Annotated in this window: 8 protein-coding genes; 3 read left to right on the top strand and 5 right to left on the bottom strand. The window is 47.7% G+C overall.

Annotated elements, in window-relative coordinates:
* Positions 1-215: hypothetical protein (locus QUA99_RS30855; protein ID WP_333442155.1), on the top strand; the 215-nt coding region annotated here is incomplete at its 5' end.
* 37 nt (positions 216-252) lie between these two features.
* Here the strand turns inward: QUA99_RS30855 and cruF are convergent.
* From cruF to QUA99_RS30830, 5 genes are all read right to left on the bottom strand, one after another.
* A complete protein-coding gene (gene cruF, locus QUA99_RS30850; protein WP_333244835.1) occupies positions 253-1194 on the bottom strand; it encodes a gamma-carotene 1'-hydroxylase CruF in 942 nt (313 codons plus the stop codon).
* Between the two features lie 81 nt (positions 1195-1275).
* The gene (locus QUA99_RS30845; RefSeq protein WP_333244837.1) at positions 1276-1443 is read right to left on the bottom strand and encodes a hypothetical protein; all 168 of its coding nucleotides are present in this window, start codon (positions 1441-1443) and stop codon (positions 1276-1278) included.
* A gap of 13 nt (positions 1444-1456) precedes the next feature.
* The gene (locus QUA99_RS30840; protein ID WP_333244840.1) at positions 1457-4072 is read right to left on the bottom strand and encodes a CHAT domain-containing protein; all 2616 of its coding nucleotides are present in this window, start codon (positions 4070-4072) and stop codon (positions 1457-1459) included.
* Between the two features lie 119 nt (positions 4073-4191).
* Positions 4192-7101 carry an S-layer family protein gene (locus QUA99_RS30835; RefSeq protein ID WP_333244843.1) on the bottom strand — a complete coding sequence of 970 codons (2910 nt, stop codon included), beginning with the start codon at positions 7099-7101 and terminating at the stop codon, positions 4192-4194.
* Positions 7102-7166: 65 nt separating this feature from the next.
* Positions 7167-10061 carry an S-layer family protein gene (locus QUA99_RS30830; RefSeq protein WP_333244846.1) on the bottom strand — a complete coding sequence of 965 codons (2895 nt, stop codon included), beginning with the start codon at positions 10059-10061 and terminating at the stop codon, positions 7167-7169.
* A gap of 262 nt (positions 10062-10323) precedes the next feature.
* Between QUA99_RS30830 and QUA99_RS30825 the strand changes: the two genes are divergently transcribed.
* Both QUA99_RS30825 and QUA99_RS30820 read left to right on the top strand, forming a co-directional pair.
* Positions 10324-10551: a hypothetical protein gene (locus QUA99_RS30825; RefSeq protein ID WP_333244848.1), complete on the top strand. Its 228-nt coding sequence runs from the start codon at positions 10324-10326 to the stop codon at positions 10549-10551.
* Positions 10551-10916 (top strand): PIN domain-containing protein, encoded by a 366-nt coding sequence (locus tag QUA99_RS30820; protein WP_333244851.1) that lies wholly within the window; start codon positions 10551-10553, stop codon positions 10914-10916. Before QUA99_RS30825 ends, QUA99_RS30820 begins: the two co-directional genes overlap by 1 nt.
* Positions 10917-10972: the final 56 nt, after the last annotated feature.

The following is a 10972-nucleotide window of genomic DNA, read 5'->3' as shown; positions in this document are numbered from 1 at the left end:
TCAGCCTAAAAGTGTTTGGCTTCCAAGTTTTCACAACTGATAAAGAAATCCGACCCACATCTGCGGAATGTGGGATACAAGGGACACGGCACTGCCGTGTCCTAATTTTGGCTAATAATTCCGATGCTACCGGAAACCCTATGAAAAAATCGCCGCTGAAAAACCCGGTTTCTTGTAGAAACCGGGTTTTTAAACTAGCTCAAAAATTAGTGTAAGTTTTTGCTAAATCAGTCGCTGTTGCTCACTAACGACTTACTTGCGCAAAAGGCCCGCGGGCTGAGGTGGAATTTCAGCCGCGAGCACAGATGTATCCAAAGCCGGCATTGTTTCTGTTACGTCACTTGCTGCAGGTTTAGCGATCCAGCTTAACGCGATCGCCGGAACAACACCCAGAAGCACAGCTAGCGATGTCGGGAACCAGAACCGAGAATCCAAGGAAGTGACAGTGATAATTGCTCCGAAAGCAAAGTTTACCAAATAAACAATTAAGGGCAAACCCAATTCCGATCGCTCTAATTTAATCGGTTTTTTTCTCCACAAGAAAGCTGCTACAGACATAAATAGCGCCCCTGTACCCATCCACCCAGCCAAATTGCGGTAAGGCATCCCAAAGAAAGCCCCAAGTTCCTCAAACTCCCAAAAAGGCACAGAAGTTTGACTCATCGCCGGATCTAGTACAAAATCCCAAGCTGTTAGCAGCAAACCACCAAGGGCGATCGCCCCTATTTGGCGCACCCAGTTGAGTTCACCTTTACCGCCAGCTACTCCAGCGCGAGCAATTACATAGGAAACCAGTCCCAGATAAAACCACGAGAGGGGAATTGTAAACGGAACCAGCCCTGCAATTTTGTAACCCAAACCGCTCAAATAGTGGTAGTTGCCGAAGGGAAAACCCGTACTCGTTCCCAACAACTCGCTACTCAAGGACAAAAACACAGAAGGTAGTAAAAAAGTCAGAGTTGCAGCCAAACCCAACGTCCGGAAGGCATAGAGAGCAACCGCTGCTGCACCAAAGATGATATAAACTACTCCACCCCCAGCCATCCCCCACTGGAATAGAGTTTGCCCTGTTGGCGGCAAACTCATCACCAATTCGGGATGAGGTAAAATCAGCAGCAACCCTGCCAATCCAAAAGCCATTGAGAAGACGTGGGCAATCAGGCAAAAGCGCTCAGCAATCAAAAGTTGCTTCATGGGACTCCTCGAAAAAATATTAGATGCGGAAAGCACTCTTAACAGTTTACAAACTTTAACAAAAAACCAACTGCATTTCAGTCAGTTGTCTGTTGACTGTTGACTGTTGTCTGTTGACTGCTGACTGTTGACTGTTGACTGTTGTCTGTTGTCTGTTGACTGCAAGCCCAATTCCCGATGCCCAATTCCCGATGCCCGATGCCCGATGCCCGATGCCCGATGCCCGATGCCCAATTCCCAATTCCGCATTTCCGATCTTAAATTACTGCCAATTGCCCACAAGCACGAAAGGTGCCCAGAAATACGGATTCTGATACTGTTGGTTTTTCAGCAGCGTTAATTGAGCGTTGCGGAGGGCTTCAGCTTTGCTGGTTTTAGAAGAAGCAAGCTGCTTGTAAAACTCAGCCATAAAGATAGCTGTAGATTCGTCGTTGACTTGCCAAAGGGTGGCGGCCGTGCTGCGGGCACCCGATCGAATTGCCGCCCCGGCCAAACCCAAAGCCGCGCGGTTATCGCCTGAAGCAGTTTCGCAAGCACTCAAAACCAAAAGTTCGATCGGCTGTTGTTTCTCACCAGTGCGGGCTCGCAGCAGTCGATCGAACTCCTTAACATTCACTTTCTGGTCCCAAGTCACAATAAAAGTATCCGCCGCATTCGAGCTAAACTGACCGTGAGTTGCCAAATGGACGATCGGGTAAGACAAAGCTTTAATTCGATCGTGCAACCGCCCGCTGACAAAATCTTCATTCAGCAGCGAACTCGCCGGCATCTCGGCAGCTATTTGTTGAATTTCCTGCGTCACCCCCGGCAAAGCCGAGAAGCCTTGACGCGCTTCCGAAAGGGCAGCGGTGAGCACTTTTAACTTGACTTTGTTCAGGGGTTTCGGTGCCAGCAATTGCAGTCCCGGCGCCAAAGCAATACTGTATTTTTCTACCAAAAACTTTTCACCGTCGTGCAGCACAGCCATCGGCAGATTGCGCAAGTAACCGTCGAGCACAAATACCAGGGTTTTAATCCCGGCGGCGGTCAAATCTGCTTCTGCAGGGCGGATTAACCAGTCATAAACCTGTTCGACGGGTTGCCTCCTGTCGCGGGGGAAAGCAGCAGGCCTGATGACATTTTTGGCTTGTCTGAAGGCAGTTTCCAACTCAGCTTGAGACTTCACAGTAGTGTAGCGGCGCAGGGGTTTGCCGGGAATTGACAAAATTACCTCCAAACGATCGCTCAAAATAATCGGATAAATCACCGCCGCCGCAGGATCGATTTCCTCGATCGACTTTGGCTTAGCATCAGCGCAAGCATCCCGAAAAAAGTTGTCCAATTCCGCCAACTGCAAAGATTCCACCGTTTGGCGCGCCAGTTTCAATTTAGCTTGACTGGGAGATTCCTCTTGCAAAAGCAGCCCGACTAATTCCCGATAAACCGGTTCGGCACTTTCCCGAAACGAAAATTGCACTTCGGGATTGACTGTCACCAAATCGCCCCGCAGAGAAGACAATATATTGACAGCTTGAGTATATTGAACGATCGCCCCTTCTGTATTTCCCTGAGTTTTCCGAATCCGTCCCAGTTGCCAAAACAATTGGTAAGCAATATCGGGAGATTGAAATGCCGGTGCTAAACTCAAAGCCTGAATAGTAAGATTTTCCGCTTTCTGATACTGCTGTTGAATTTCCGATACTTTGCCTTTCGCTGCCAGAATATAAGCTTGTATTCGTTTATCGCCCAAACTGTTTGCTTTTTCGACAGAGCGATCGAGCATTTTGTCAATATCGGTTAAACTCAAAGTTTCCGCAGGCGACTGAGCTAATTTCATCAAGCTTTGCGCTAGATTAATTTGAGCGTAAAGTCCGGCGCGGTTCGACCCAAATCGATCGGCTTGAGGTTCGATAGAACGCCACAAAACCTCTGCCTCAGACCATTTTTTGCGATCGACCAACAAACTCAATTGATTTAACTTTGCCTGAATTTGTAAAAGCGATCGCTCCGGCATCGCCTGGGCAGATCGAGCATAATACTCTAGGGCAAAGCGTTCCCAATCACCTCGCTGTTCTGGTGTCAAACCCGGTTTATTGCTTTTAGCCCGTACCGTATTGCCCAGATTGAGATAAATTGCAGCCTCCTCTGGCCGGGCACCTAATTTTTGGGCTGCTTCCAGTCCAACCGACAGCACATCCTGCGATCGTTCCAGTTGTCCCAAAACCCGCAGCACCCGCCCTAAAGCATGAATTGCCCGGACTTGTTCGAGGGAAATCGACCCATTTTTCAAAGTTTCCAAACCCGCCGTCGAAATTTCGCAAGTTTGGTTTTCCAGCTTGAAAGAAGCTAACAAAATTTTGCAAGCCCTGGGGTAAAGCCCGAGATTTTCCCAAGCCCGACTTTGATTAATTTGAACTTGAAAAAGTTGGTTTTTACTATCGATTTGCTCAAAAATTTGAGCTGCTTGCGTCCAAATCTCGATCGCATCTTGAGTCTGCCCCCGTTCGAGTTGCAACTGTCCTTGAATGTTGAGAGTTTCAGCCAAAATCCGCTGCTGTTCGGGAGTTTTTGCCTGTGTTCGCACAACCGACAAACTCGAACTCACAGCTTTTTCTGCTTCTTCCCAAAACCCCAACTGCCCGTAGGTTGCAGCTAAATTGCTCAAAGCTGTGGCGCGATCGAGATTTTCGCCTTTTGCCTCAAACTGCGCCGCCGCTTGCTGCAACAGCGGTACAGCTTCCGAAAAACGTTCCTCTCGGTACAGAGTTCGAGCTTGACGGACAAGCTGCACCGCTGGTGGTGGATTAACCTGAGCAACTCCGGGAGGAATCGCAACGGATAGCAGACAGGAAATCACAAATAACAGAATTACTTGTCGGAGCGATCGTGAAAACTTCATATTTAGAAAATAAAATTACAACCGCAGACACACCTACTAATTAACCCAAATACATCTTATTCTCGATCTGCGTTAATCCCCGTTAATCCGCCTACATCTGCGGTAAAAAAAACCTAATTTCAACGCGGCACACAAACAGAACTAGGTCGAGGATTGCGAGAGTCAGCAGCATTACCCGGATTATATCCAACAAGCATAACTTCTCCTTTCGCGTTCACCACCCAACCTTGCGCCGCAACAACTTCCTCTTGCCGAATGCCTTCTTTCCTCGAACCATTTCCACCCTCGAACTCAATCCCTTCTTCCTTATTCCCTCTTCCTGCCCCTTCCACCCAAGGAAACGGCGGTGCAGCGCTGCTGAGGGCATCATTAGGACTCGGTGGCACTCCTCCTTTCCCAGTAGCGGTAAACTCGCTATCGGCCCCTCTGATGCAGGGATTTGTCGCAATTAACGCAGCCGGATTCACCACATTTTGCGGCAGTTCCACTAAACCTTGAGCGGGATTCACCCCAGAAGCACTAAATGTTACACTACCTTGCAAAGCCGGGCCGCTACTTTGAGAAATCGCCGCAATATCGCTGGTAGGAATTAAAGATGTAGGACTTACTTGCAACGCTGCAAATTCAGCATCAGTCAGTCCTAAACTACTCCTGGCTTGTTCGCGGTTAAGGCTTGTAAAGCCAAAGATATTTGGTACATTGACCGTAACTTGTCCGCCCCTAGCTGTGCGAGCATTAGCTGTAATATCGCTATTCTCTCGCGGTAAAGCTACCAAAATATCGCTATTAATTCTGATATTACCGCCCTCAGAAATACCTGCATCCGTGGTGATTCTACTGCCGCGCCGCAACTGAATGTCTTGCGCTTGCAGGTTAATATTTGCCCCCGTACCCGAGACTGTCGTGCCATCAATTATGCTTTTATTATCCAGGGCAATTGAGTTAGCTACAACGTTAATATTGCCAGCCCTACCTGTTCCTGAAGATTGAACGTTAACCACTGCACTATCCCGCAGAATCAATTGATTAGCATTCAAATTCAACGAGCCGGCATTTCCGCTAGCAGTGGAATTGACAGCATTAAACGCCCTACCAGCCGAGGCCTCAATTCCACTCCTCAACCGACTGTTACTCCCAATACCTTGCACTTGTAAGCGATCGGCATTAATTGTAATATCTCCTGCATCTGCTATACCCAAAGAAGCCGCAGAAATAACGCCGCCATTCTGCACAGTTAGTTTAGGTGTTGAGAGGCTGATATCGCCACCTCTACCAGAACTTGCAGTTTGAGTAACAAAAGAACTTGCTACATAGCCCGCATTCCCCAAAAATCTTGACTCGCCGCTCACTTCTATAGACTCGGAGGCTCTCGCAGTTAAATTTCCTCCCGTCCCCCCACTTGAAGAAAACACAACTTCGCCAAAAATTGCACCCGTCGTTAAACTAATTGTGGCTCCATTAGAAACACTCAACCGCTTAGTATCGATAGTAATATCCCCACCTTTTCCATTCCCATCAAAAGTATTCGTGCCGAGCCGAGTTTGCCCTAGACCTCCAGGAAGACTACCCGATAATTCCACAGATTCACTCGCTTTAATCGCGATATTCCCCGATGCTCCATCACTCAAGCTGAAGCTGGCAAAAGCACCGCCATCGCGCAGTATTAACCGTTGGGCTTCAACAGAGATGTTTCCGCCTTGACCAGTGCTTTCTTTCGTTGTTCCGTTATAGAGCGTTGAACTGACAAGTTCGACGGTGTTGGCGCGGATAGCCAGATTTCCGCCATTCCCAGCACCAAAAGTAGGAGCACCGCCCACTACCCCATTACTCATCAACAGCCGTCCCGCTTCAATGTTAATATCTCCGGCTGCTCCACTGCCAATAGTGCTAGTGAACAGAACTATTTGCGAAATAAAGGGGTTGCCTGTTCCAGATGTCTGAAAATTTTCTGTAAGCTGCTGATAGCCCTCAATTCCCAACCCGATCATTTCTACTGAATCAGTAGCGCGGATGTTGATATCGCTCCCTCTCCCCTCTCCCAGTGTGGAGGCGAAAATTTGCGATCCCCCCTCTACTCGCAAGTTTTGGGAATTGATGTCAATGCCTCTACCATTTATATTTCCGAGTGTCAGTCCATAAATTCCTGAACCGCTAAGATTGATATTTCCACCTCGAATATCGACTTTCCCACCTCCTAATCCGCTGGTATTTATAAATGCACCGTTCATTTCAATATTCCCGAAGTTCTGAATATTGCGATAGTTTAAATTCAGACCTAAAGCTGTTGGTTCAAATTGTACTAAACCTGGACTCTTGACACTACCCAGAAGAATTTGTCCGGTATAAGCAGTTAGATTTCCTTGTTGGAGTTGAATGTCACCGCCAATTAATGCTAACGTTTGACCGGGGTCTACTGCTAAACCGAGTTTTTCAAAAGCAGGAATTTCTATGGGTAGTGGCGGTAAGGCTGATGTAGGAGCCATTGTTTGGGAAGAGTTGACTATTGTGCCGGGATTGTCTCTAAATCTTAAACCCACAGGAATATTGATTGCTAACAATGGTACTGAATTAGAATTAGCTGCACTAAATTCAAAGCGATTATCAAAAATAATTCCGGTACCAGTGGAACCGATAAATGAGCCGCGCAAATCTAACCGCGCATTGGGGCCGAAGACAATCCCTTTTGGGTTAATTAAAAACAAGTTACTGTTTCCCAAAACTCCCAGAGTTCCTAAAATATTAGAAGGGTTGCCGCCCGTAACGCGGGTGAAGATGTTGGCAATTCCGCTGGGATTAGCAAAATATGCTCCCCGCCCTTCGCGGATGTTAAATTCGCGTAAACTGTGAAAGAGGTTAACGCCGCGAGTTGCACCGCCTTCTATTCTGTCCGATGGTAAGTTATTAATCGTATCGGGAACTGTGCGCGAACTTTCTGCACCCAAGCTATTATCGGGGATGATTTGGGCGATCGCAGGGAAAGGACACAGCAGTAAAAATGCAAACAATAGGGCGCAAGATTGGCGGGGCATCTTTTAATTCCTGTTAATTTAGTATCAGGAAAATAGCGACGGGTTAGCTAAAACCTGAAGATTACCTATTGAGGTACGCAAACACCCGTCGGTTTCGGACTGCGAATAGATGCACCACCAGAATTATAGGCTAACAGCGTTACTTGTCCTCGATCGTCCATTACCCAACCTTGAGCCGGAATAATTTCTTTTGGCCCAATTGCTATGGATGCTAGGCGGCTTTCTACTTGCTGACTTCCACCTACCGCTGGTTCCACCCAATTAAACTCGCTAGAATTGCTGCTGAGGGCATCGTGAGGACTCGGCGGCAATCCCCCCCGCCCAGTCACGGTAAACTCGTTCTCGGCCCCTTGGATGCAGGGATTTGCAGCAATTAACGCAGCCGGATTGACCACATTTTGCGGCAGTTCCACTAAACCTTTAGCGGGATTTACTCCAAAAGAACTAAATGTTACCGCCCCTTGCAAAGCCGGGCCGCCACTTTGGGAAATCGCGGCGATGTCGCTGCTTGGAAGCAGAGATGTAGGACTTACTTGCAACGCTGCAAATTCGGCATCACTGAGGCGCAACCTGCTTCTGACTTGTTCGCGACTGGCTGCTGTAAAGCCGAAGACATTGGGGACATCGATATTTACGCGGCCGCCGCCTGCTGTGCGGGCGTTGGCTGTGATATCGCTGTTTTCTTGCGGGAGGGCGACAAGAATGTTGCTGTTGATGTTGATATTGCCACCGTCAGAACTGCCTGCATCGGTGGTAATTCGGCTGTTGCGGCGCAATTGGATGTCTCGCGCTTGCAGGTTAATATTTGCTCCTGTACCCGATACAGTCGTGCCGTCAATCATCGCTTTGTTATCAAGAGCGATCGAATTTGCGACAATATTGATATTACCGGCGCGTCCGGTTCCCGTAGCCTGCACCGTCACTGTAGCTCCATCTCTGACAATTAGTCGATCGGCATTCAGATGCAACGAACCGGCATTTGCCGTAGCATTGGGATTAGCACCAAATATCTTGCCCACCGAAGCATCAATTGTACTGACAAACAGACCGTTATTTCCGCTGCCGCTGACCTCAATGCGATCGGCATTAACAGTAATATTCCCCACATCTCCTACACCCAAAGAACTCGTAGAAACTATCCCTCCATCCCGCACGGTTAGGCTTGGCGTATCAATACGAATATCCCCACCCCGACCAGAGCTCAAAGTTCCAGAACTCAATCCACTCGCATTCTGAATTCCGCTGCTCAAAAGTTGAGAAATACCTGAAATTTCTACTGATTCAGTCGCCCTAACTGTTAAGTTTCCAGCAGGCCCGCCCTCCTGAGAAAACAAAAACCTGCCCACTAAAACACCCGTTCCTAATGTAAACGCCGAACCTCCAGAGAGAGTCAACCGCTTGGTATCGACGTTAATATTCCCCGCCCTGCCGTTAGATGCGATACTCAGCGTGCTAATTCCGGTTGACACAACTGTTGTCGGGCCGGTGTTAGACAATTCTACTGATTCAGCAGCTTTAATGTTGATATTCCCCGACGGGCCGCTGCTGTAACTCGTCGTACCGAGAATAGAACCATCGCGCATAATTAATTTCGCGACATCAACACTAATGCTTCCTCCCGCACCGCTACTTTCTTTAGCTGTCCCGTTGTTAATTCCAGAACCCACCATCTCAAAAGTATTGGCGCGAATGATTAAATTTCCGCCCCTTCCACCGCCAAAAGCGATGCCGCTACCTACTACCCCATTGTTGAAGAACAGGCGGCCGGTGTCGATCGTAATATTCCCCCCCGAACCAGCACCAGCACTCGCATTAAATAGCATCATTAGCGGGTCAAATGGGTCTGTAGTTCCCGATACCAAATATTTAATTGCAAGCTGTTGATAGCCCTCAACTCCCAGCCCGATCATTTCTACTGAATCAGCAGCCCGGAAGTTGATATTGCCTCCTGCACCATCTCCTAAAGTCAAAGTAGAAAATTGCGTGCCATTTTCTACTCGCAACTTTTGAGCGCTGATATCGATACCTCTACCGTCAATATTTCCCAGTGTCAGCGCATAAATTCGCGCACCGCTGAGGGCAACATTTCCACCTTTTAACTCTACTCTGCCACCACCGATTCCGCTAGTGTTGATAAGGGTTCCCTCGGCTATTTGAATATTGCCGAAGTTCTGAATATTGTCATAATTTAAAGTTAAATTTCCCTTTTCCCCCGCTGTCATTGCGAAATTAACTAAACCGGGACTGGCTGCGCTACCGAGTAAAATTTGTCCGCCGCTGGCGGTTAAATTGCCACCTTGCAGTTGGATGTCGCCGCCAATGAGTGCTAAAGTTTGACCTGGTTCTACTGCTAAACCAACTCGATCGCTAATCGGAATTGGCACAGGGGAGGCTGGCAGGTTTACTTTCCCTAAAGCCGTCGATTGATTGACAATTGCACCCAGCTTCTCGCGAAATCTTAAACCAACGGGAATATTAACTGTTAACAGTGCAGATGTTTGCGGGTTAGTGCTGCTGAATTCAAAGCCGTTCTTAAACACAATACTGTCAGCCGTTGAACCCATAAACGAACCGCGCAAATCTAACCGCGCATTGGGGCCGAAGACAATCCCTTTTGGGTTAATTAAAAATAAGTTTCCGTTGCCTAAAACTCCCAGAGTTCCTAAAATATTTGAAGAGTTTGGCCCCGTAACGCGGGTGAAGATGTTAGCAATTCCGCTGGGATTTTCAAAATAAGCTCCCCGCCCTTCACGGATGTTAAATTCGCGCCAACTGTGAAAGAGGTTAACGCCGCGAGTTGCGCCGCCAGTGATTCTATCTGAGGGTATGTTATTGATAGTATCGGGAACTGTCCGCGAACTTTCCGGGCCCAGGGAATTATCGGGAATGATTTGGGCGAAGGTTTTCGAGGGAAATAGCACTAAGAAAACAAAAAGTAGGCCGGAAGACAGGCGAGACATACCTTAAATCCTGTTATATAAATAATATCGTTTCCGGTTCCATCAGAATTATATATTTGGATTATATCAGTGCGATCGCCCCAGTGTTCGATCGGCTCTCGGCTCTCTTTCACCCCTAAAGTGAACTTTTCCCAAATATAATAAAGATAGCTTTTTTCAGTGCGACGGCTGAGGAAATCTGTTTCTGTTTAAATATGTGTGTAGAATATGCGTCCGATCATTCATACTAGATGGTAGACACCTTCAATCTTAGGAGCCGTCTATGTTACTACAAGAAGTCAAGGAGCTGGTTTTCAAACTGCCACCGAGCGATCGCCTTGCGTTAGTGGGCGCCATCATTGAGTCCTTACAAGATCGGCCAGTTGCCAGGGTCGATCGTTCTGGTGCGATTCAGCGGATGCGAGGCTTGCTAAAGACAGACCAACCCGCACCGACAGATGAGGACGTGGCTGCAATGTTGGAAGCGCGACGGGTGGAGAAGTATCTTTAGTGAAAGTTTTAATTGATACCAACATTGTCCTAGATTTTCTGTTGCAGCGAGAGCCATTTTTTCAGGATGCGGAGTTGTTGTTTCAAGCGATCGATGCTGGGCAACTAATCGGTTATGTTACAGCGACAACGCTCACGGATATTTTCTACATTTCTCGCAAACATACTCGCAGCGTTGAGCAAGCACGGCAAGCGGTTTTAGAAACGCTGACTGCTATGGTCATTTGTCCTATTGATCGAGCCGTTTTGGAATCTGCTTTCAACTCTGGTTTGGTTGATTTTGAAGATGCTGTTCAAATTTTTGGTGCAGTTGCTCAAGGGTTAGATGCGATTCTGACCCGCGATAATAAGCTGCTACGCAGCTAAACCGGATAAAATAGCATTGCCTTTATTTTTGATTTTTCGCTCCCATTTAATAACCA

Origin of the sequence: Microcoleus sp. F10-B2, assembly GCF_036704965.1 — a bacterium.
Lineage (GTDB): Bacteria > Cyanobacteriota > Cyanobacteriia > Cyanobacteriales > Microcoleaceae > Microcoleus.
Note: the sequence above shows the minus strand (reverse complement) of the source record. Positions and strands in the feature narration are given on the sequence as shown.